22 protein-coding genes are annotated in these 22,049 nt (G+C 68.3%); 12 read left to right on the forward strand and 10 right to left on the reverse strand.

The features are described from left to right. Window positions 1-181: 181 nt before the first annotated feature. The 7 genes from OHA40_RS01260 (at window position 182) to OHA40_RS01290 (ending at window position 7,496) form a co-directional block, all read left to right on the forward strand. A complete protein-coding gene (locus OHA40_RS01260) occupies window positions 182-1,651 on the forward strand; it encodes an aldehyde dehydrogenase (protein WP_330231225.1) in 1,470 nt (489 codons plus the stop codon). 40 nt (window positions 1,652-1,691) lie between these two features. After that, window positions 1,692-2,444, forward strand: coding sequence for an SDR family oxidoreductase (locus OHA40_RS01265; RefSeq protein WP_330231226.1), 753 nt, complete (start codon window positions 1,692-1,694; stop codon window positions 2,442-2,444). Further along, complete coding sequence (locus OHA40_RS01270) at window positions 2,441-3,316, forward strand: NAD(P)-dependent oxidoreductase (RefSeq protein WP_330231227.1); 876 nt, start codon at window positions 2,441-2,443, stop codon at window positions 3,314-3,316. The genes OHA40_RS01265 and OHA40_RS01270 overlap by 4 nt, the downstream gene beginning before the upstream one ends. Continuing rightward, window positions 3,313-3,717 carry a carboxymuconolactone decarboxylase family protein gene (locus tag OHA40_RS01275; RefSeq protein WP_330231228.1) on the forward strand — a complete coding sequence of 135 codons (405 nt, stop codon included), beginning with the start codon at window positions 3,313-3,315 and terminating at the stop codon, window positions 3,715-3,717. Before OHA40_RS01270 ends, OHA40_RS01275 begins: the two co-directional genes overlap by 4 nt. Before the next feature lie 12 nt (window positions 3,718-3,729). Next, entirely contained in the window at window positions 3,730-5,199 is a 1,470-nt protein-coding gene (locus OHA40_RS01280; RefSeq protein ID WP_330231229.1) for an FAD-dependent oxidoreductase, read from the forward strand. Window positions 5,200-5,232: 33 nt separating this feature from the next. Further along, window positions 5,233-5,811 carry a TetR/AcrR family transcriptional regulator gene (locus OHA40_RS01285; RefSeq protein WP_330231230.1) on the forward strand — a complete coding sequence of 193 codons (579 nt, stop codon included), beginning with the start codon at window positions 5,233-5,235 and terminating at the stop codon, window positions 5,809-5,811. Window positions 5,812-5,909: 98 nt separating this feature from the next. After that, the gene (locus OHA40_RS01290; RefSeq protein WP_330231231.1) at window positions 5,910-7,496 is read left to right on the forward strand and encodes a GMC family oxidoreductase; all 1,587 of its coding nucleotides are present in this window, start codon (window positions 5,910-5,912) and stop codon (window positions 7,494-7,496) included. A 68-nt stretch (window positions 7,497-7,564) separates the two neighbouring features. On the opposite strand, the gene OHA40_RS01295 is transcribed toward OHA40_RS01290, so the two are convergent. After that, the gene (locus tag OHA40_RS01295) at window positions 7,565-7,912 is read right to left on the reverse strand and encodes a DoxX family protein (protein ID WP_330231232.1); all 348 of its coding nucleotides are present in this window, start codon (window positions 7,910-7,912) and stop codon (window positions 7,565-7,567) included. Between the two features lie 132 nt (window positions 7,913-8,044). Between OHA40_RS01295 and OHA40_RS01300 the strand changes: the two genes are divergently transcribed. Further along, window positions 8,045-8,917 carry a sigma-70 family RNA polymerase sigma factor gene (locus tag OHA40_RS01300; RefSeq protein ID WP_330231233.1) on the forward strand — a complete coding sequence of 291 codons (873 nt, stop codon included), beginning with the start codon at window positions 8,045-8,047 and terminating at the stop codon, window positions 8,915-8,917. 54 nt (window positions 8,918-8,971) lie between these two features. Here OHA40_RS01300 and OHA40_RS01305 read toward each other — a convergent pair whose 3' ends face one another. Further along, on the reverse strand, window positions 8,972-9,910 hold the full coding sequence (locus tag OHA40_RS01305) for a helix-turn-helix transcriptional regulator (RefSeq protein WP_330231234.1): 939 nt from the start codon (window positions 9,908-9,910) through the stop codon (window positions 8,972-8,974). A gap of 172 nt (window positions 9,911-10,082) precedes the next feature. Beyond that, the gene (locus tag OHA40_RS01310) at window positions 10,083-10,559 is read right to left on the reverse strand and encodes a hypothetical protein (RefSeq protein ID WP_330231235.1); all 477 of its coding nucleotides are present in this window, start codon (window positions 10,557-10,559) and stop codon (window positions 10,083-10,085) included. 324 nt (window positions 10,560-10,883) lie between these two features. Between OHA40_RS01310 and OHA40_RS01315 the strand changes: the two genes are divergently transcribed. Beyond that, complete coding sequence (locus OHA40_RS01315) at window positions 10,884-12,140, forward strand: PucR family transcriptional regulator (protein WP_330231236.1); 1,257 nt, start codon at window positions 10,884-10,886, stop codon at window positions 12,138-12,140. 9 nt (window positions 12,141-12,149) lie between these two features. Here OHA40_RS01315 and OHA40_RS01320 read toward each other — a convergent pair whose 3' ends face one another. From OHA40_RS01320 to OHA40_RS01350, 7 genes are all read right to left on the reverse strand, one after another. Continuing rightward, entirely contained in the window at window positions 12,150-13,148 is a 999-nt protein-coding gene (locus tag OHA40_RS01320) for a DUF4185 domain-containing protein (protein ID WP_330231237.1), read from the reverse strand. 156 nt (window positions 13,149-13,304) lie between these two features. Further along, a complete protein-coding gene (locus OHA40_RS01325; protein WP_330231238.1) occupies window positions 13,305-14,708 on the reverse strand; it encodes an AMP-binding protein in 1,404 nt (467 codons plus the stop codon). Beyond that, window positions 14,701-15,303: an energy-coupling factor transporter transmembrane component T family protein gene (locus OHA40_RS01330; protein WP_330231239.1), complete on the reverse strand. Its 603-nt coding sequence runs from the start codon at window positions 15,301-15,303 to the stop codon at window positions 14,701-14,703. The genes OHA40_RS01325 and OHA40_RS01330 overlap by 8 nt, the downstream gene beginning before the upstream one ends. After that, a complete protein-coding gene (locus OHA40_RS01335; protein WP_330231240.1) occupies window positions 15,300-15,980 on the reverse strand; it encodes an energy-coupling factor ABC transporter ATP-binding protein in 681 nt (226 codons plus the stop codon). Before OHA40_RS01335 ends, OHA40_RS01330 begins: the two co-directional genes overlap by 4 nt. Window positions 15,981-15,995: 15 nt before the next feature. Continuing rightward, window positions 15,996-17,117: a thiolase family protein gene (locus OHA40_RS01340; RefSeq protein WP_330231241.1), complete on the reverse strand. Its 1,122-nt coding sequence runs from the start codon at window positions 17,115-17,117 to the stop codon at window positions 15,996-15,998. Continuing rightward, on the reverse strand, window positions 17,114-18,235 hold the full coding sequence (locus OHA40_RS01345; RefSeq protein ID WP_330231242.1) for a class I adenylate-forming enzyme family protein: 1,122 nt from the start codon (window positions 18,233-18,235) through the stop codon (window positions 17,114-17,116). The genes OHA40_RS01340 and OHA40_RS01345 overlap by 4 nt, the downstream gene beginning before the upstream one ends. Then, the gene (locus tag OHA40_RS01350) at window positions 18,228-18,812 is read right to left on the reverse strand and encodes a biotin transporter BioY (RefSeq protein WP_330231243.1); all 585 of its coding nucleotides are present in this window, start codon (window positions 18,810-18,812) and stop codon (window positions 18,228-18,230) included. The genes OHA40_RS01345 and OHA40_RS01350 overlap by 8 nt, the downstream gene beginning before the upstream one ends. Window positions 18,813-18,984: 172 nt before the next feature. Here OHA40_RS01350 and OHA40_RS01355 point away from each other — a divergent pair, with 172 nt between their 5' ends. The 3 genes from OHA40_RS01355 to OHA40_RS01365 all read left to right on the forward strand — a co-directional run bounded on the left by OHA40_RS01355 (window position 18,985) and on the right by OHA40_RS01365 (window position 21,189). Then, window positions 18,985-19,437, forward strand: coding sequence for a CBS domain-containing protein (locus OHA40_RS01355; protein WP_330231244.1), 453 nt, complete (start codon window positions 18,985-18,987; stop codon window positions 19,435-19,437). 143 nt (window positions 19,438-19,580) lie between these two features. After that, complete coding sequence (locus OHA40_RS01360) at window positions 19,581-20,264, forward strand: hypothetical protein (RefSeq protein ID WP_330231245.1); 684 nt, start codon at window positions 19,581-19,583, stop codon at window positions 20,262-20,264. Continuing rightward, window positions 20,245-21,189, forward strand: coding sequence for a hypothetical protein (locus OHA40_RS01365; protein WP_330231246.1), 945 nt, complete (start codon window positions 20,245-20,247; stop codon window positions 21,187-21,189). Before OHA40_RS01360 ends, OHA40_RS01365 begins: the two co-directional genes overlap by 20 nt. Window positions 21,190-22,049 lie beyond the last annotated feature (860 nt).

Consider the following 22,049-nt stretch of genomic DNA (forward strand, 5'->3'; position numbering starts at 1 on the left):
TTTCCGCAGCAACACTCCCAACTATCGACCACCGACAGGCTCGCGTCCGAGAAACAGCCGCGGATTTCCCTCCCCCGCCCACAACCTCGGCGAGAATGATCTAGTTAGAACCTGTTATTGCCATCGTTCACCGTCCGAGACTATATTCCGTACACGTGTCCAGACAGTATCGGAGTAATCCATGAGCAGCCTCCTGCCCGCTGACGGGTCCCGACTGCTGATCGGCGGCAAGCTGGTCGAGGGCGCCGGTGGTGTCTTCGCGACGGTGAACCCCGCAACCGAGGACGTCCTCGGCCAGGCCGCGAACGCGAACGCGGCCGATCTCGACGCGGCCATCGATGCCGCGCGCACCGCGTTCGATCACACCGACTGGTCGCGCGATCACGCAGTCCGCGCCCGCTGCCTCGAACAGTTACGCACCGCTCTGCGATCACACATCGAGGAACTGCGCGAACTCACCATCGCCGAGGCAGGCGCACCGGCCATGCTCACCAGCGGCCCACAGTTGGAAGGTCCGGTCGCCGACCTCGGCTACGCGGCCGGGCTCGCCGAAACCTATCACTGGGAAACCGATTTGGGTGTCGCCGAGCCGATGGGCATCAAGACGCACCGGGTGCTGCGCCGCGAGCCGATCGGCGTGGTCGGGGCGATCACGCCGTGGAACTTCCCGCACCAGATCAACTTCGCCAAGCTGGGCCCCGCGCTCGCGGCGGGGAACACCGTGGTGCTCAAGGCCGCCCCGGACACGCCGTGGTGCGCGGCGGCGGTCGGGGCGATCATCGCCGAGGAAACCGACATCCCACCTGGCGTGGTGAACATCGTGACCTCCGCCGACCATGCGCTCGGCGCGCGGCTCACCGAGGATCCGCGCGTCGACATGATCAGCTTCACCGGCTCCACCGCCACCGGCCGTGCCGTCATGACCGGCGCGGCCACGACACTGAAGAAGGTGTTTCTGGAACTCGGCGGCAAGTCGGCGTTCATGGTGCTGGACGACGCCGATATCGCGAGAGCCTGCTCGGTGGCGGCGTTCTCGGTGTGCGTGCACGCCGGACAGGGCTGCGCGCTCACCACCAGGCTGCTGGTCCCGCGCGCCGCCTACGACCAAGCCGTGCAGGCCGCCGCTGCGACGCTCGGCGCGATCAAGCCGGGCGACCCCGCCGACCCGCGCACGGTCTGCGGCCCGCTCATCTCCGAACGGCAGCGCGCCAGGGTCGAACGGTATCTCGACATCGCCCGCGCCGAGGGCGGGCGGATCGTGGTCGGCGGCGGGCGACCGGCCGAGCTCGAGCGCGGGTTCTTCATCGAACCGACGTTGATCGCGGATGTCCCCAACACCGCGACGGTCGCCCGCGAGGAGATCTTCGGCCCGGTGCTGGTGATCATCCCGTACGACGGCGACGAGGACGCCGTCCGCATCGCCAACGACTCCCCTTACGGTCTCTCGGGGTCGGTGTGGGGCACCGACGCCGAGCGCATCCGGCGCGTCACCGAAGGCGTGCGCACCGGCACCATGAGCGTCAACGGCGGCGTCTGGTATTCCGTCGACGCACCGTTCGGCGGCTACAAGCAATCCGGGATCGGCCGCGAAATGGGCCGCGCCGGATTCGAGGAATACCTGGAAACCAAACTCATCGCCACCGCCGGATGAACCCGCACTGCCGGACGACAACACAGAGGAGCTGGACTCCATGGCCCGTTTCACGGGGAGATCCGCCATCGTCACCGGCGCCGCCCAAGGAATCGGCGCGGCCTACGCGCAGGCGCTGGCCGCCGAGGGCGCGAGCGTCGTCGTCGCCGACAAGAACGCCGACGGCGGTGTGGCGGTCGTCGAGAAGATCGTAGCCGACGGCGGCACCGCGGTGTTCGGGCAGGTCGACGTGGCAGACCCCGAATCCGCCACCGCCATGGCCGAATTCGCCGCCGCCGAGTTCGGTGGCATCGATCACCTGGTCAACAACGCCGCCATCTACGGCGAGATGAAGCTGAACCTGCTGCTGACCGTGCCGTGGGACTACTACAAAACGTTCATGAGCGTGAACATGGACGGCGTGCTGAACATGACCCGCGCCGTCTGGCCGCACATGTCCAAGCGGGGTGCCGGGTCGATCGTCAACCAATCGTCCACCGCCGCATGGCTGTATTCCAGCTTCTACGGCCTGGCGAAGGTGGGCGTCAACGGGCTGACCCAGCAGCTGGCGTTCGAACTCGGCGGATCCGATATCCGGATCAACGCCATCGCGCCGGGCCCGATCGATACCGACGCCACCAAATCGGTCACGCCCGACGTGATCGTCGACGACATCGTCAAACGCTTGCCGCTGAAGCGAATCGGCACGCCGCAAGATCTCGTCGGCGCCTGCCTGTTCCTGCTGTCGGACGAGGCGAGCTGGATCACCGGGCAGATTTTCAATGTCGACGGCGGACAGGTCGTGCGGTCATGAGCGACCGCGTCGGTTTCCTCGGCCTCGGCAATATGGGTGCGCCGATGGCCGAACGTCTTTTGGGCTGGCCGGGTGGGCTTGCGGTCTGCGATGTCCGTCCCGAAGCGGTCGTGCGGTTCAGCGCGGGCGGGGCTGCCACAGCCGCCTCCGCCGCGGAGCTGGCCGAGCAGGCCGCGATCATCTCGATCACCGTTGTGAACGACGCGCAGGTCCGCGAGGTGGTCACCGGTCCCGGCGGAGTGCTGCGGACCGCCGCGCCCGGAACCGTGGTCGCCGTGCATTCGACGATCAGCGACCGCACCGCCGAGGAACTCGCGGCGGTCTGCGCCGAACGCGGTGTCGAACTCGTGGACGCGCCGGTCAGCGGCGGCGCGCCCGGCGCGACGCGCGGCGCGCTCGCGGTGATGGTGGGTGGTAGCGCCGCGGCGTTCGAGCGGGTGCGTGAACCGTTCGGCTGCTTCGCCGATCTGATCGTGCACGCCGGGCCGGTCGGCGCCGGAACGCGAATGAAGTTGGCGCGCAACCTGATGCATTTCGTCTCCTTCGCCGCCGCGGCCGAGGCGCAGCGGCTCGCCGAGACGGCAGGTCTGGACATCACCGCGCTCGGCAAAGTGGTGCGGCATTCCGACGCGGTCACCGGCGGTCCCGGCGCCATCATGCTGCGCGATTCCACGGCGCCGGTCGAGGACGGCGACTTCTGGCTGCCGATCCTGCGGCACGTGCGCGATCTGGGCGAGAAGGACCTCAGCCTGGCCCTGGAACTCGGCGAACGGCTCGGCACCGCGCTGCCGCTGGCCGAACTCGCCCTCGACCGCCTCGGACCCGGACTCGGCGTCGGGGCGGGCCCATCATCGGAAAGGCATTTCTCATGAGCGACAACGGTTCCGCCGACACAGTGCGGCAGCGCGGGCTGGCCAAGATGGCCGAGGTATACGGCACCGAATTCCAGGACTACCCCGGCGCCCATTTCGCCGTCACAGCCGACCACCTCTTCGCCGACGTCTGGTCGCGGCCGGGGCTCACCATCCGCGATCGCAGGCTGCTGCTGCTCGGCGCGCTCACCGCGCAGGGCGCCATCGACACCGCGGGCATCCAGATCGGGGCCGCGCTGCGCAACGGCGAACTCACCGAAGACCAGCTGCACGAGATCGCGGTGTTCCTGTGCCATTACGTGGGTTGGCCGAACGGCACCAAACTCGACCTGCTGGTGGGCACGATTGTGGCGCAGCAGAAGAAGGCCGCCCGCGGGCAGTCCGATCGCGCCGAGCAGTAAAGGATCCGAATCATGTCCGATGCCACCATCATTCACCCGTTGCGCGCCAGCGAAGTCACGACGTGGGACCACCGAGCGGACGTGGTCGTCGCGGGCTACGGCATCGCGGGAGTGTGCGCGGCCATCGAGGCCGCCCGCGCAGGCGGCGATGTGCTGATTCTGGAGCGCACCGGCGGTTGGGGTGGCGCGGCCGCCATGGCGGGCGGATTCATCTACCTCGGCGGCGGCACACCGTTGCAACAAGCCCTCGGATTCGAGGACACACCCGAGAACATGGAGGAATTCCTGCTCGCCGCGCTCGGCCCTGGCGTGGACAAGGCGAAGATCGCCGACTATTGCCGCGGCAGCGTCGAGCACTACAACTGGCTGGTCGCGTGCGGTGTGCCGTTCCGGGAGGCGTTCTGGGGCGAACCGGGCTGGGAGCCGCCGCACGACGAGGGACTGATGTACTCCGGCGGCGAGAACGCCGCGCCGTTCAACACCATCGCGAATCCGGCGCCACGCGGGCATGTCCCGCAAATGGCCGACAAGCGCATCGGTCAGAAAAGTGGCGGCTACATGCTGATGAAGCCGCTCGCCGAGACCGCCGAAACGCTCGGTGTCCGCGTGGAATACGACATGCGGATCGCGCGGCTGATCGTCGACGACGACGAGCGGGTGGTCGGCGTGCTGGCCCGCCGCTACGGACAGCAGGTCGCGGTGCGCGCCGAACGCGGCGTCGTCCTGGCCACCGGCAGCTTCGCCTACCACAAGGAGATGGTCGAGCGATACGCGCCCCGACTGATCGGCAGGCCCGCCGCCGCGATCGAGGAACACGACGGCATCGGCATCCGGCTGGCGCAGGCGCTCGGCGCGGAACTGGCCCACATGGACGCGACCGAGGTGGCGTTCTTCGGTGACCCGCAACTGCTGGCGCGGGGCATCCTGGTGAACGGGCGCGGCCAGCGCTACATCCCCGAGGACACCTATCCCGGCCGGATCGGGCAGGCGACGCTGATCCAGCAGGACAACCAGGCGTATCTGGTGATCGACGAAGCCTCCTACGAGGCCGCGCTGGCGACCGCGACCTCGACGCCGTTCTTCCGTCAGCCGCCGACTTGGGCGGCGGAGACCATCGCCGAATTGGAGGCCGAAATGGGCTTGCCCGGCCGGGCGTTGCAATCGACCGTGGAGTGCTACAACCTGCACGCGGCCGACGGAAAGGACCCGCTGCTGGGGAAGAAACCGGAATGGGTGCAGCCATTGCGCGGTCCGCTCGCGGCCTTCGATATGCGCGGATTCACCGCGGGTTTCACGCTCGGCGGGCTGCGCACCGACCTCGATTCCCGGGTGCTGCATGTCTCTGGCGAGCCGATCGCGGGGCTGTTCGCGGCAGGCCGCTGCACGTCCGGTCTATGTGCGGGCGGCTATGTGAGCGGCGCATCCTTGGGCGACGGCAGCTTCTACGGGCGCCGGGCAGGCATCGCGGCGGCCGAGAACTGAACCGCCCGGACCTGCCTAGTAGTATCCAGACACATGTCCGAACCCGATTCCGTCATGCTGGAGGCGACCCGCCGCAGGCTCTCCGGCAAGCAGGCCGACACCGTGGACAAGCTGACCCGCTCGGCGGTGGAAGTGCTTGCGCGCGAAGGCTTCGCGGGCATGACCATCCGGATGGTCGCCGCCGCGGCCGGTGTCGGGACGGCCACGGCGTACACCTACTTCTCCTCCAAGGAGCACTTGGTCGCGGAGATCTTCTGGCGGCGGCTGGTCGCTTCCCCGTCGCCGGTCAGCGACGACCAGGACCCGCACGTCCGGGTGGTGGCCGAGCTGCGCAACATCGCGATGCTGGTGGCCGACGAGCAGGAACTCTCCGGTGCGGTTACCAGCGCCCTGCTCGGCCGCGACCCCGACGTGGAGCACCTGCGCGGACGCATCGGGGCCGAGATCCGCAAGCGCATCATCCGCGCGCTCGGACCGGATCCGGACCCGGACGTCGTGGAATCACTGGAGTTGCTCTACGCGGGCGCGTTGGTGCGGGCGGGCATGGGCTACGGTTCCTACTCCGAGATCGCCGACCGGATCGAGACGTCGGCGCTGCTGATCCTGCGCTAGCGCGGGCTGCGACTTCATCCGGGTTGGCCGAAAACCGAACCGGCGGCGCGCGCTTGCTCGTATCTTTGCCATAGTCGGTACAGATCGGAGAGGGAACAGTGCAACCAGGTGGGCTTTCCGCGGACTACATCGTCGTCGGCTCGGGATCCGCGGGCGCGGTGGTGGCCAATCGGCTCAGCGCCGATCCCGGCACCACGGTGGCCCTGCTCGAGGCCGGCCCACCGGACAAGAACAAGTTCGCGCACATCCCCGCCGGGTTCGCGAAACTCTTTCGCTCCGAGGTGGATTGGGACTATCTCACGCAGCCCCAGCCGGAACTGAAGAACCGCGAGATCTACTGGCCTCGCGGCAAGATGTTCGGCGGCTCGTCCTCGATGAACGCCATGATGTGGGTGCGCGGATTCCGCGCGGACTACGACGAGTGGGCGCTGCTGGCCGGTGACGAGTGGAGCTTCGCCGCGGCAGTCGAGCAGTTCCGCCGCATCGAACGAGTAGAGAACGCCCAGTATCCCGACGAGGGCACCGAGGGTCCGCTGCACATCTCCCGCCAGCGCAGCCCGCGCGCGCTCACCGCGGCCTATCTGGCCGCGGTCGAGGAGGCGGGCTATGTCGTCGAGCCGCCGAATCGTCCGCAGCCGGACGGGTTCAGCGAGACCATGGTGAACCAGCGCGGTGGCCGCCGCTGGAGCACCGCCGACGCATATCTGCGGCCCGCCCTGCGCCGTCCGAACCTCACGGTGCGCAGCGAGGCGCTGGTCACCCGGGTTCTGTTCGACGGCACCCGCGCCGTCGGCGTGGAGTACCGCCGGGGCGGAACCACGCACACGGTGACCGCACGGCGCGAGGTGGTGCTGTGCGGCGGCGCGATCAACAGCCCGCAGCTGCTGATGCTCTCGGGCATCGGCGACCGTGACGAGCTGACCCACCACGGCATCGAGGTACGTCACCACGCGCCGGAGGTGGGTGCGAATCTGCAGGACCATCTGGTCACGGCCCTCGGATACGGCGTTGCGGGGGATTCGCTGTTCGGCGCCGAGAAACCGCGCCAATTGCTGGACTACCTGATCCGCCACCGCGGCATGCTCACCTCGAACGTCGGGGAGGCGTACGGGTTCGTGCGCAGCAAGCCGGATCTCGAGTTCCCCGATCTGGAGCTGATTTTCGCGCCCGCCCCGTTCTACTACGAAGGACTCCAGGACCCGACCGAACACGGCGTGGTCCTGGCGACGGTGCTGCTGCGCCCGCAGAGCCGAGGCAGGATCGCGCTGGCGGCCGCGGACCCGTCCGCCAAGCCGACGATCGATCCGCGGTACCTGTCCGACAGCGCGGGCGCCGACCGCGCCGCCCTTATGGCCGGGCTACGCCTGTGTGCCCGCATCGCGGCGGAGCCGTCGATGAAGACGGTGCTCGGCCCGCTGATCTACCCGCCGCAGGCGCCCGCCGAACCGGAAGCGGTCCTGGAGCTGACGCTCAACTCCTACGCGCACACGCTCTACCACCCGGTCGGCACGTGCCGGATGGGCGCCGACGCCTCCAGCGTGGTCACGCCGCGGCTGGAAGTGCGTGGTGTGCAAGGACTTCGGGTCGCCGACGCCTCGGTGATGCCGCTGATCATCCGCGGCCACACGCACGCGCCCACGGTGTTCATCGGCGAGCAGGCGGCCAGGTTCATCCTCGCCGGATAGGGTCCGCGCCCGTCCACGAGTCTCGGATGCCGCCGACTCCCCCGGTGCCGTGTTCTCCCGATGCGTAGCTACGACGCGATGGATAGCGCCAGCGAGGCGGATGCCAGCATAAGATACGGCAGCGGGTATCCGATGTGCGCGTACCACCGAGCCCGGACCACGGTCAGCACCGCACCGGCGAAGTAGACGACCAATCCGGCCGCAGCGGCCGCTCCGATCGGCGGTACCGCGAGACCGACCACCAACCCGGCCCCGCCGATCGCCTTGATGACGGCCAACGGCACCAGCCACGACCCCGGAACCCCATACGCCCGCATATTCGCGCGAACCCAGTCGGCGCGGACGACGTCGATGCCCGCGGCGAGCAGCGCGGCCGCGGCTGCCAGCACCGTGGTGACAACATAGGCGATGACCATACGAAATACCCTTCTGTCCAGGTCGCGCCCGGCTGCGGACGTGGAACGGCGGCAAAGACGCCGCACCACGGTCACCCCGGCGCTGTCGAATCCGTCATCCCGATGACGGGCAGCGAAGCAGAAAGGTGACCGATGCACACCGATGACGTGCTGACGCGGGAATTCGAGTCCCAGCGCGACCATCTGCACGCGGTCGCGTATCGCATACTCGGCTCGCCGAGCGACGCCGACGACGCGGTGCAGGAGACGTGGCTGCGGTTGGCCCGGCACGATGTCGAGCACGTCCGGAACCTGCCGGGCTGGCTCACCACGGTCGTGTCCCGGATCTGCCTGGACATGCTGCGCGCCAGGGCGGCGCGGCGCGAGGATCCGCTCGACGACGTGGACCGCCTCGAGGACGACCGCACCGAACCGGAGCGCGAAGCGGTGCTGATCGAGTCGGTCGGACGCGCACTGCTGGTGGTGCTGGATCGGCTCGGTCCCGATGAACGGGTCGCGTTCGTCCTGCACGATCTGTTCGCGGTGCCGTTCGACCAGATCGGTCCGATCGTCGGCCGCACGACGCCGACCGCCAAGAAGCTCGCCAGTCGCGCCCGTCAGCGCGTGCGCGGTGAATACGCCACGTCGCCAACCGACCTCGCCGTGCAGCGGCACGTCGTCGACGCGTTTCTCGGCGCCGCGCGCGGTGGCGATCTCGAAGGGCTCCTGGCCGTCCTCGCACCCGACGTGCTCCGGACGGCCGACCGGGCCGCGCTCCCCGCCGGTGTGCCGACGCGGGTACACGGTGCGTCGACAGTCGCCAGGGAAACCGTGCTGCTGCGACGCCGCTCCCAGGTGGCGGCGCTCGCGCTGGTGGACGGCGGCGTCGGCATCGTGGTCGCGCCGCACGGCAGACTCCTGCTGGCGCTCACGGTCGCGGTGCGGGGCGACCGAGTCGCCGCGTACGAGGTGATCGCCGATCCGGCCCGGCTGCGGGAGCTGACGATCACCGTGCTGCCCGACTGATCCCGGACGCGACAGGCCGGCGCCCGGACGCCGGGGCAACCGAGCCGCCGATCCTCACCCGCCAGGCTCGGCCAGTTCCGCCAGCCTGCGCCGCCGGAAGTCCCGGGGCGTCTCACCGAAACGCGTCTTGAACGCCGCGGAGAACCACGCCGGGCTGAATCCGGCGCGGACAGCCAGCTCCTGGATGGGGACTTCCTCGCGCGCCGGATCCTCGAGCAGATCACGTGCGGCGCGCAGTGCCTCCTCGCGCCGCACGTCGCGATAGGTGGTGCCCATGTGGTGCAGCACCGATCGCAGTTGCCGAGGCGACCAGCCCAGCGCGTGCGCCACGGCGGGCAGCCGCACGTCACCGCGGCCGACGTTGGCTCGCACGTACTGCCGGATCTGCGCGGCGATCTGGGCGTGATGGGCTCGCTGGGGGTGGGTGTCCCCGAGCGAGATCAGGCACAGCAATTCGGCGACGCGATCGCAGATCGCGTTGAACTCGCGGTCGGACAGGTTCGCCTGCTCCGCGTGGGTGCTGCGGATCATGGCCTGCGCGACCCGGCCGAGGCCGGAGTTCAGGTCGATCGTCATGTTCCGCTCCGCGGGCGCCGCGCGATGATCCAATTCCGCGCGGGGCAGCTGGATCGCGTACGCGGACAACAGCGGAATGTGGATCTGGCACAGGTCGTCCAGCGCGGTCACGGCGGCCTGACCGGAATGCGCCCGCGTCACCTCGTCCCGGTACCGAACGGAGTACACGCCCCGTTCCGGGACGACGACCCAGTAGAAGTCATCGCACGGCCCATGGCGGATGTTCGTCCGCGTGCGAAAGGACGTGCTGATTCCGCGCTGCTCCCAGCGCAACAATCGGTAGACAGCCGATTCCTGAACCGTCAGCCCCGAATACCACCGGTCGGGATCGCCGTACTGATAGTCCATCGGAACGAAGCCGTTGGCGATCGTTGTCCACGACTTCGAATCGCTCGCGGTCACGGCATAGCACTGCATGACGACAACCTATCGCCGCCAGCCCACCGATGCCTTATGGTCCATCAACACAATACGGTCACACCGTGGCCGCGCTCGGGCCGACATCGGCGGCCGCGCTGTCGTACCCGCGAAACCACAGCGTGCGGGTGCGGACGTTCCACGATCGAAGCGAGTACGCGCCGCGATCGCGCTATCGCGCAGGCACCGTCGCGAATCCGAGCGGTGGCGTCGGAGCCGGGCCGGTGCGCAGCGCAGACCGGAAGTCGGGCAGTACTGGCAGCACATCCGCGTTGCGCGCGGCATAACAGCGCACCATGGGCAGCGCGCGGGCCACCTCGGCCCGCTCCACCGGCTCGTGATCGATGAAACCGACGGTGTCCAAGCCGAGGCCGAGCGCGCGACCGATGCGCGCGACCGCCGAAGATTTCGGCCCCCAACCGATCTCGACGGCCGAGAACATCTCGTATACACCGTGCCGGTACAGCTTGTCCAGCGTCCATTCCCGCTCGCCTCGGCTCGCCACGGCATGCCAGATGCCACGCTCGGCGAGCACGCGTAAGGTGCGCAGCGCGGCGGGCCGCACGGCGCCACTGGTCGCGTCGCACACGGCGCCGTCCCACACGGTGTTGTCCAGTTCCCAGACAAGACATCTCAGAGCCGGTCTCATCGGCCTGCTCCTATCGTTGCGTCCGCGGTGCCTTCCGCCGTGTCGTGCGGCCACTGCACACCATCCAGGACACGACACGGGCCGAACAAGACCCCGGTTACCGGGCCCGCTCGGCGCCGGTGATCCTACCGGGATGTCCGCCGACGCCCGCGGCAACGGATCCACGGCCCGCCCAGCCGAATGCGCGGCGACTGTGACCGCTCACAGCCGTGCATCGACCGGTCTCCCCTGCTCGCACAGAACCCGCGGATCGGGTCCGCGACGAAGATCAACCGATTAGTGTGAATGCGCCGCACAGCAAAAGTGGGCGGAAGGGAGTCGCCAATGTCCGTCGACAGCTCGGCCCGGCCGAGCCTCACTCTGTCGGGAAAGCCGATGTCGTCCCCGCTGAAAGACGTCCGCGGGCTATCGCGTCAGATGGTCGGCCACTTCGTCGAGAACGTCATCCCGTGCGGCACCCTGCCGGGCGACGCCATCTCCGGCGACATCACCACCATCACCCGGGTCTGCCTGGAGCTCGCGGTGAGCATGCTGGACGGACAGGACCTGCCGGAGAAGCTCCAGCGGCTCGGGGCCGCCGCCGCGGGGTGGGCGCGCGAGGGTGTGCCGATCGACACCATCCACCACTCGATCCACGAGGGCTTCAAGATGGGCCTGGACCTGGTGGTCTCCAATGCGAGCACCAAGGACTACGACAACCTCGTCGACGGCGCGAAAATGGTCGTCGAGATGCTCGACATGATCAACTCGGCGGTATCCATGGCCTACGTCCGCGAGTTGCGGGCAGTCGTCAGCGAGCACCACACCGCGGTGCACACGCTGACCTCGGCGCTGCTCGGCGGGCACAGCACCTCCACCATGGCGCGCGAATGCGGGATCGCCATAGCGCCTTCGTATGCCGTACTGGCCGTGGCCATTCCGCCGCACCGCGAGGAACGCAACCCCATGGTGGACGGCAAGGTGGTCGCGCGCAGGAAACTGCGCCGGGTCCAGGCCGAGCTCGCCACCCGGTGCGGCGAGGCCGCGCTGTCGCTGCTGAGCGTGGACGGCGGCACCGTGCTGATCCCGATCGGCCACCTCGACAACGAGGAGCTGGACGCGCTGGTCACCCAGCTCTCGCACGCCGCCCAGGTCGGTATCACCGCGACCATGGTCGAGGCCACCCCGGAGCAGATCCCGACCGCCGCCGACCAGGCGCACGAACTGCTCGACATGGTGCAGCGGTTGCAAGCGGTGGCCGGGCTCTACCGCTTCGACGAGCTGGCGCTGGAATACCAGCTGACCCGGCCCGGCCCCGGCCGCGAATACCTCGGCTCACTGCTGGACCCACTGGACGCGCACCCCGAACTGCTGGAGACGCTGCAGCGGCACATCGCCAACAACCTCAACCGGCAGCGCACAGCCCGCGTGCTGCACGTGCACACCAACACGGTGGACTACCGGCTCAAGCGAATCGGGCAACTCACCGGTTTCGATCCGTCGCAATCGTCGGGCCTGTGGTATCTGCGCTCGGCGCTGGTGGCGCGCACGTATCGCAGCACACCGACGCCCGCGGCGTCCGACTCCGACCGGTCGAGCTGATCCGCCCGGCTAGGTGAGGGGGACTGCCGCACGGATGCCGAAGATTCGGAACTGCATGGCGCGATACGGATTGCCGGATTCCGCCCATTCGCTCACGATCATGCAGAACGCACCGTCGAACCTGCTGTCCGGGTGGACATAACAGCCGTACAGTCGCGGCACGATATCCGGGCCGCCCGGCGCCCAGAACGAACCTTTCACCGGCCGGTACGTTCGCGCGGTCCACCAATTGTCGGTGATCCGCCCGGCGACTTTGACGAACGCCCCATAGGCTCCGGCGTCGAAGCCGGACATCACCCAGTTCCCCTGTATCCGGCGCAGCCCGATCTCACCGAGCCTGGTGCCGTCGGGCAGGATGCCGAATCGCGGGTCGCTCCCCGGATCCCGGCCCCAGCCCCAGTTCTGGCCATTCCAGCCCCACCCCTGCCAGGCGGCCGGATCGGTGAGCGCGGCATGATCTTCGCGCACCCGCCACAACAGCATGTTCTTGTTGCGAGCGAGCCCTCCGGTGGAGATGACGTAGACGTAGCCGTCACCACCGCGCTCCCAGGAAATCATGGTCCGTTTGCCGCCGAACGCGCTGGTCGACCAACGGACTCCGCTGTCGGTCCAGCTTTCGCCGTTGTCGTCGGAATAGCGGATCTCGCACCACCGCTCGTTACCGAGGCCCTGGGTGACCATTACCCACAAGTAGATTCGGCCGCCGATGGTGATCGCGTCACAGGGCAGAACCGTGGAGTATTCCGGATTGTCGTGGACGTAATCCCACAGCTGCCGAGCGCCGCGCGCGGCCGACTGGAACTCGATCGGTCTGGACAGGTCATGGGTGTTGCTCCGTAACAGCATGGGCGAACGCCAGTTCGGCCCACCAACACTCGGTTCGGTGCCCGAAAACGTGTCACCGGCGAGGAACCCGATGTCACCGGTGGGCATCCGAAACGGGATGAACAGATCCGAGCCGCCGATGTCGGCCATCGGGAGCGGATTCAAATTCTTGATCTTGGTCATCGCCGGATCCTGTCGATTCTCGGTGCGTCGCTTCCAGATCGGCTCGTAGGGGCATCGAGGTCGCCAGCCTACTCGACCAGTATCAGGGGTCGGTGACTGCGATGTTGCCGGTTCGGATGGATCGGAGCGAGCGCGATTGCGTTGTCGTGCCCGGAGTCAACGCTGGGCGTCGGCTGCCCGGCCGCGGTGGGCGGCGAGCGTGATCGCCAGTGCCTGTCTGTCGAGCTTCCCGCGCGGCGTGCGCGGCAAGCTCGGCACGGTCAGAACCTGTACCGGCATACTCGGACTCGGCAGCGTCGCACGCAGACGCCGCCAGATCTCGTCGGTGCTCGGTGCGGCGCCGTCCACCACTATCGCGGCGGCGGGCGCCTCCCCCATGCGTGCGTCGGGCACGCCGATGCAGGCGGCCTCCGCGATGCCGGGAATCGCGGTGAGCGCCGCTTCGACAGCGGCGGGTTCCACATTGAGTCCGGCCCGGATCAGCATGTCGGAGTCCCGGCCGAACAGGTACAGGCGGTTGCCGATCACCCGGCCACGGTCCCCCACCGTCATCCACCCGTCCACGGGCCCGCCGGCCATACCGTGCGCGGTGAGGTAACCGCCGAACAGCATGTCGCTGCGCACGTAAACCAGGCCGGCGCGGATCCGCGCTTCGACGCCGTCGAACAGTTCGCCCGCCGAGTTCTCGTCGGCGGCCCCGAGCCCTCGATCGAAGGACACGAAACTCAATTCGGACGCACCGTAGAAGTGCACGAGCGAGGCGTTCGGCAAGACCTCCCGTAACGCTCGACGTCCCGTGCGCGGCCACCGGGCAGCCGAAGACAGGACCTCCCGGACGCTCTCGATCGGACCGATGCGGGCCCGCACCACGTCCCAGGCAATCGTCGGCACCGAATAAAGGTGTGTCGCGCCGTCGTTCAGCGACTGGGCGACGGGCCGCAGATCAACCGTCGCGGCCCGGGTAAGCGCATGCAACGCGCCGTACAGGAAATGCGTATGGTCGAGGACGCCGGGCACCGACACGCGATCCCCGGCGCCGATGTCGAACGCGCGGTCGGAGCGATCCAATGTGGTGGCCCACGATCGCTGGTCGCGCACGAAGAGTTTCGGCTCCCCAGCGGTGCCGGAGGTGATGCCGACCAGCAGTTCGACATCGGGATGCGCGCCGCCCAGCACACCATCGGATTCGAGTGTGGCGGCAGTCCGCACGTTCCCGTCGAAGCCCAGCCTTCGCAGCCGCCGATGCTGGTGCGGCGCGGCCACGACCGCTCCGGGCTCCGCGAGTTCGAGCACCCTGCTCAGCTGGGCGGGCAGTAGATGGCGGTGCAGCAGCACGACACTCACGCCCGCGTGCATCGCCGCCGTGACCACCACCAGCGATTCGATATCGGACGTCGGCAGCACGGCGACCCGTCGCATGCCGTCGAGTCCCGCCGCGGTGCGGACGACCCGCGAACAGAACTCCTGGTAGTCGACTCGCTCCCGCCGGGCGACAATCGCGGTCGCGCGCGGGTTCTCGGCGGCGCACCGGGCGATCCGCGCGGACAGCAGCTCAGGCATCGTCCACTCCCCTCGCCGCGAGGGCGTCGCCCATCGCGTCGGCGGTCCGCAGCGCCCGCACCAGCACCGGTGTGACCAGCGCCGTCATCGACCAGTGCAGTCCGCGGGCCCGCCGCGCCTCGGCGACCTCGTGCACGATCCCGGCCAGCAGCGGCACACACCGAATGGCCAGCGCCAGCAGCAGACCGATTCGCTCGGGATCGACGCCGACCCTCCGCAGCGGCCCGAGCCCGCGCGTGACGGCGTCGAGCAGGTCGGTCACGCGAGTGGTGAGCGTGACCACCGCCGCGAGCGCCACCGAGATCACCAGGACACCGCACACCACCACGGCACGCGCCGGGGACGTGATCAGCACCTGGAACACCGCGATGAGCCCCAGCATCCACACCAGCGGACGCAGCTGCGCTATCGCAACCCGCCACGGAATCCTGGCCACCGCAAACAGTCCCGCCACGACCACGGCGGCGATCAGGACCTCCAGCGGGCTGCGCACGAACACCGTGACCGCAACGATCGAGAACAGCAGCAGCACCAGTTTAGGCCCGGCGGGCATCCGGTGCAGCGGAGAATCGCCCGGACGGTAGACGCCGATCATTCGACCGAGGCCCGGTACGCCGGGACGGCGTCGCCGGGAGCGCCGTCGAACACCACCGCGCCCTCGTCGACGACGATCACGCGGTCGAAGCCCGCCAGCAGCGGCAACTGATGCGTCACCACGATCACCTGCTGATCCACGGCGTCGAGCGCGTCGGCGATCAGCCGGGCGTTGCGCAGATCCAGCAGCGTGGTCGGCTCGTCGGCCACGATCACCTCCGGCCTGCGGATGAGGACGGCGCCGATGGCGAGCAACTGCTTCTGACCGCCGGACAGCAGATGTGCGGGATGCTCGGCGTGGTCGGCCAGCCCGAACCGCTCCAGAATCTTCCGGACGCGCGCGGCGACCTCCGGTTTGCTCAGGCCCGTCCGACGCAGCGAGAAAGCGAGATCCTCCGCGACCGTGGGCATGACGATCTGGGTATCCGGGTCGGTGAACACGAACCCGACCTTCCGGCGCACCTGCGCCCCCTTGCGGGCAGCGTCCACACCATCCACCGTGACGGTGCCGGAGGTCGGCGTCAGCAAGCCGTTGATCATGCGCGCCAGGGTGGATTTGCCGGAACCGTTGGCACCGATGATGCCGACGCGGCGCTCGCTGATACACAAGTCGACGTCGTGCAGTACCTTTCGGTCACCGAAGCGGTGGGATACCGAATCGAAGACGATCTCACTCACGACGCAGGCACTCCTTCACGACACACGCTCCACGAGCACGGCGATGCCCTGCCCGCCGCCGATGGCGCAGGCCGCGAGCCCCAGTGCGGGGCCGTCCGCGCGCAGCATCCGACTCGCCAACCGCACCAGCAAGATGGCTCCGGACGCTCCCCAGGGATGCCCCATCGCGATGGCGCCGCCCTGCGGGCAGATCTTGGCTTCGTCCAAGCCCAATTCATCCGCCACCGCCAGCACCACCGATGCGAAGGCTTCGGTGATCTCGATGACGCCCAGGTCTGCCACGGCGAACCCGGTGCGCCGCAGCAGTTTTCGTATCGCCGGCACGGGGCCGAGTCCGGGCAGCGCGGGATCGGATCCGGCGACCGCGCATCCGAGGATTCGCAACGCGGGCAGCTCTCCGGCCATAGACTCGCTGGTGACCGCCATCGCCGCGGCGCCATCGGAGATTCCGCACGAATTGCCCGCGGTGGCTGTGCCGTCGGCACTGAAGCTGGGGCGCAGCCGCGCGAGCCTGGTCTCGGTCATGCCCGCACGGATGCGTTCGTCCCGGTGCACATTGCCGATCGGGACGATCTCCGCGGCGAAATCGGCGGCCGCGGCGAGGGTGTGCGAGCGCGCCGCGTACGCGTCCTGCCGGGCGCGGCTGATGCCGCGCGCTCGCGCGAGATCGTCGGCGGCGACACCCATGTCGGGATCGGGAAAACCGTGTGGCGTAAAGGGAGCGCGGGTGTATCGCACGGGATCGGCGTCCGCGACCGGGGGCCAGAACCGCCATGGCGCCGTGCTCGCGGATTCGACGCCCCCGGCCAGAATGAGGTCGTCCGCGCCGCTTCGCACGCGCAACGCCGCCTGCATCACCGCGTCCAGGCCGGATCCGCACTGCCGATCGACGGTGACGCCCGGAACATGCACGCCCAGACCCGCACGCAGCGCCGCGATCCGGGCCGGATCGCCGCCCGGTCCGAGGCAGTTGCCGAGGACGACGTCGTCCACCTCGGCGTCGATCCCAGCGCCACGCAGCGACGCCAGCACCTCGCCCAGCACGGGAGCGGCCAGGTCCGTGGTGGTCAGCTCGGCGAATCCATGCCCGGCGTTGCCGATCGGCGTGCGACGCGGCGCCACGAGAACGGGGTTCATCGCAGCAAGTCTTTCAGCTGCCCCCTGGCGACTTTTCCGGCGGCAGTCCTCGGGAGCGTGGGAAGTGGCACCCATCGACGCGGCATAGCCTCTTTCGCCAGCACCCGACGCGCTCGCGACCGGATCTCGTCGAGTCCGGCGCGGCCGTCCAGTTGCACCGCGGCCGTGACGGTTTCACCGAACACGGCATGGGGCGATCCGATCACGGCCGCGGCGGCGATGCCGTCGACTGTCTCGAGGATGCGCTCGACATCCTCGGCTATCACCGTGGTGCCGCCGACGTTGATCGCGCAATCGCCCCTTCCTCGCACCGTCAGCTCGCGGTCGTCGCCGAGTTCGGCGAGATCGCCGACCCCGAACCAGTCCGGCGCGCCGAGCACGGTGTAGGGGGATCGAACGTAGAGCAGTCCACCGCGGACGTCGGCGTCGACTCCCTCGAACAGCCGCATCGGTTCGGGAACGCGCCGCGCCGCCACGAGGGAGACTTCCGAAGACCCGTAATACTCGACAACCTCGATGTGGCCTGCCGCGGCGAGCGCACCCTCGTCCACCGCGATGCCCGCGACGATCGCGGTACGCAGGCGCGGGCAGGCGCGCACCACCTCGCGCAGCACCGCGGGAACCGCGTGCACCACCGTGGCCCGCGACGGGTCGTCGGTGACGCACGCGCCTCGCCACAGCGCGTGCAGCGCACCGAACAGATGCATCGTCGCGTGCAACGGACCGGTGATCAGCACGCGGTCGGTCGGCGCCACGCCGGTGATCGCGGTGAACGCCGGGAAGCTGTCGTACCAGGAGGCGGCGGTCCGGGCCAGCGGTCGCGGACGTCCGGTCGACCCCGACGTCGCCACCAAGAGAAACGCCGAAGGGGGAATGCTCGGGCGATACGGACGGGCGTCCGGATTCTCGACGATGACCGGAATGCCACGCCGAGCCGCGGCGCACACGCAGATCAGTGCGTCGGGAACGGACAGAGTCGACGCGTCATAAACGATGGCGTCACTCTGCCCAGAGATCCACTCCTCGATCGCCCGGTCGAGGTCGCGGTAAGTAAGGGTGCGGCCGCCGAAGTCGAGGGCAGGCTCATCGCCCGCGCCGCCGAGCTCGGGACTAAGCACGGATCAGACCGGGGTACGCGCGGTGCACACCCTTGGCCACCACCGTCGCGACGACGACTTTCAGTAGGTCGCCGGGAATGAACGCGACATTGGTGGTGATGGCGGCCCCGACCCCCAGATCGGTGCGCAACAGCAGTCCGACGATGCCGCAGAGGTAGATGACCAGGGTCCCGCCTACCGCGTTGATCAGCAAACCGAGCACGATCGGGTACTTCGGCAGGATCCGGGCGGTGAGCAGCCCGATGAACAATGCCGCGGGAATCCAGCCGACCAGGTATCCGGCGCTGGGCCCCGCCAGCGCGGTCAAACCGGTGCGGCCGCCGGACAGCAGCGGCAGACCGAGCATCGTGAGCGCGAGGAAGACCACCACCGCGGCTGTGCCCTTGCGCGCCCCGAGCACCGCACCGGCCAGGATGACCCCGAGAGTCTGCACGGTGATCGGCACGCCACTGAACCCGACCGTGATGGCCCCGGGCAGACCGAGCGCCGCGATCAGCGCCGCGAAAACGGCGATCTGCGCCATATCCCGCGCCGAAAGCCCAACCCTCGACTCCCGAGCGTTCTCGACACCCTCCACGACAAATCCTCCGCTAAAACTTGAACGACGTTCAAGATAGCAGGCCGACGGTCGCGTCGCGTTCGGGCCTGCACTGCGCAGCCGCTCGACATGTGACCTTGTCCCCTGTCGCCGAGACAGGATCCGAGTGATGGTCGAGCAGCAACGACTGTTCGTATCGAGGAGGCTCAGCATGATCACCGCGGGAACCGTCATGCGCCCCGATGTGGAATGCATCAACGTGCGCGACACCATGGACTTCGCCGCCCAGCGGATGCGCCAGCTCGACGTCGGCGCACTTCCCGTCTGTGACGGCGAAGGGCATCCGGTCGGGATCGTGACCGATCGGGACATCGTCGTGAAGGTTGTCGGTGTCGGGTTGAATCCCCGAGCGACCACAGCGGGGGAACTCACCCAGGGCGCGGAGGAGCTGCACACCGTCGACATCAGCGCGGATATCGGTGACGTTCTGGCACGGATGACCGAGTTCCGTATTCGGCGGCTTCCGGTCACCGCCCAGGGCCGGCTCGCCGGCATCATCACCGAGGCCGATCTCGCGCGCCACTTGCCCGAGGAACAGGTCGGCGAATTCGTGGAAGCCATTTGCGCCCTGAATCTTCCGACTCCGGGCGAAGCCACCTCCTGACGCGGCTGGACAGCGAGTGCAGAGAATTCCCTCCCGTCGCAAGGGTTCTCGAGCGATGATCAATGGTGCAACGCGTGCGCTGGTCACGTACTGCATCCGGACGCTCCGTCGCGCTCGTGTGCCGGAATGCGGGAGGGGAGAACATGTTCGCTCGGCGAATGATGGTCCTGGCGACAGTGGCGATGGCGATGTCGGCATGCGCCACGTCGATACCCGATCAGGAATCGGGCAATGCGACGACGCAGCAGACGCCTCGGTCCGGTGCGACAACGCAGCAGACGCCGTGGTCCGATGCCCAACCGGGCCCTGGAGCGCCCGGGCTACCTGGTAAAACCGATTCCGGTAAGGCGGCGGGCGCACCCTTCCGGATTCCGGCTTTCACCGAGCTCCAAGGAACCCCGATTGTGGGGGTCCGGGACATCGCAGTGCAGGCGATCGACCAAGCGTGCGACGGCTGCGTCGAGGTCGACATTGCGCAGGACAACACCGACACCGTGCGCAGCGTTTGCCAGTACACCAGTTTCCGTGGCGCGGAGGTGGATTCGACACCGACCGAACAGTCACCCAACGGGTCACTCATCCTGATACCCGGCTCGACACTGACACTGCTCACCGGGACGCTTGCCCCGCAGAAACTTCCCTGCGGCGAAGAAGGCTTCCTACCGAAGGAGACATCGGAGACCGGCTCACCCAGCGAGACCGGCTCACCCACCGAGACCGGCTCACCCACCGAGACCGGCTCGCCGTCCAGTACCGGCTCCCCCACCGAGACCGGCTCGCCCACCGAGACACCGACGAGCAAGCCCCGTGTCACAGCCACCGGATGAGCAGACATCGACGCTCCCGACCGGGTCGGCGTTCGACGGGTTCACCCATGTCGCAAGATCCATCGGGCAGCTGGTCGCGCCGACAACGCTGCTGACCGCCGTGCTGTTCTACTTCGGCTGGGCGCACGTCTACTGGTTCTTCAACTACTTCGGTGTCGATTCGACGACGCTGAATCCGAGCATCCGCGAGTATCTGATGCGTACCGTCGACACGCTGTTCGTGCCGCTGATTTTCGTCGGTCTCATCGGCATGTCCGTGCTGTGGGGATATATCGCGCTTCCGGATTCGATTCGCGCCCGCCAACCTTCGCGGTGGGCCACCACGGTCATCGCAATGATCGCCGCAGCGGTCATTGTCAATGGGGTCTCGCGGATATACGTGGTGACCCCGCTCAACAAAGGACTGTGTGTGGCGCCGGTGTCGATCATCGCCAGCGTGCTGGTGCTGTGGCTGCTGGTGGTGCTGCGCCGCAAGCGTCTGCGGGAACGCCGGCCCGCGACCGCGCCCCCACCGTCCCAGGCGGCCACGGTGGCGGAATGGGCGATCCTGTTCACCATGGTCGGGATCAATTTGTTCTGGATCGCTACCGACTACTCCGTCGCGGTTGGTCAGACCAGGGCGCGGGAATGGGCCGCGCAACTGCCCACCAGCTCCCACGTCATCATCTACAGCGAAAAGGACCTGCACCTTTCCCGATCAGACGTCCGCACCACGACCTGCGGCACCGATGGCAGCACCGGATCTGCCTACCGGTTCCGCTATGACGGGCTGGTGCCACTGAGCCGCATCGGTGACCATTACATCCTGGTACCCCGGACATGGACACGCGGGCACGGCGCGGCCATCGTCCTGCCCGCGCAGAGCCCAGGTGCGATCCGATTCGAGTTCCGGCTGGCAGGCGATTCGGCACCCGCCACTTGCTGAGCGGCTCAGCAGCGGTTCCTTCGGAACCACGGCGTTCGTCTTCCGGAGCCGTTCGCGCGGGTCGACAGCACTCTGGCTCTTGATGTCGGGCGTCTAGGAAGCGTGGGCGTTGCTCGTTCCCCCGCCCGCACCGGGTACGCCCTCGCGTAGCTTCCCTTGGCTGCGGACGGCGGCGATGAGACTTTTCCGATGAAGGAAAGCCCAATAATGCGCCTCGGTGCCCACCGAGCGGTGGGTGCGAGGGTCCGCTCGGTGGGCACACCGCCGCGCGCCGGGGATGTGCGCGCCGGGACAGGGGCGGGGTCGAGGGATCCTGTCCGGCGAGCAGCGAGCGCGAGGCGGTCGATGCCCCCGTCGAGCGGCGCGGAGTCGAGCACGATGCACGCCGCGCGACGAAGGCAGGTCTATCCGATGGTCAGAGGGTCGACGGCACCGAAACTGCGCCAACGCTAGAACCGCACAATGCGACCGCCTACGCGGAACGACTGGGTCTGGAGACCTCACGAATGCGTTTGCCGCGGCTAGGGATACGACACAAAGGCGGCGAGAATCCGACAATTCACACCACGATCAGGGCGATCCGGTCTACAGCACAAGAAGACTGCGCCGAAACGGTGAATCATCCAGATCACCCAGCCATCACGGTTCCGCAGCCGCGTGCGGGGGCATCATGGATCAATCCCTACCTCGCCAACGCGGCCATTCGATGGCTAACAGATCGGAGATCCCTTGCCCGCCAGCATGGTTTCCATCACACGCTGCGCGGCCCACGCGACCTGCCGTCCACCCCCGCCGACCACGTCGACCCGGTGGTTCCCGACAGGACGCGGGTGTGGACGTCGTCGGCACCGTGACAGCGG

The organism is Nocardia sp. NBC_00508 (assembly GCF_036346875.1).
Lineage (GTDB): Bacteria > Actinomycetota > Actinomycetes > Mycobacteriales > Mycobacteriaceae > Nocardia.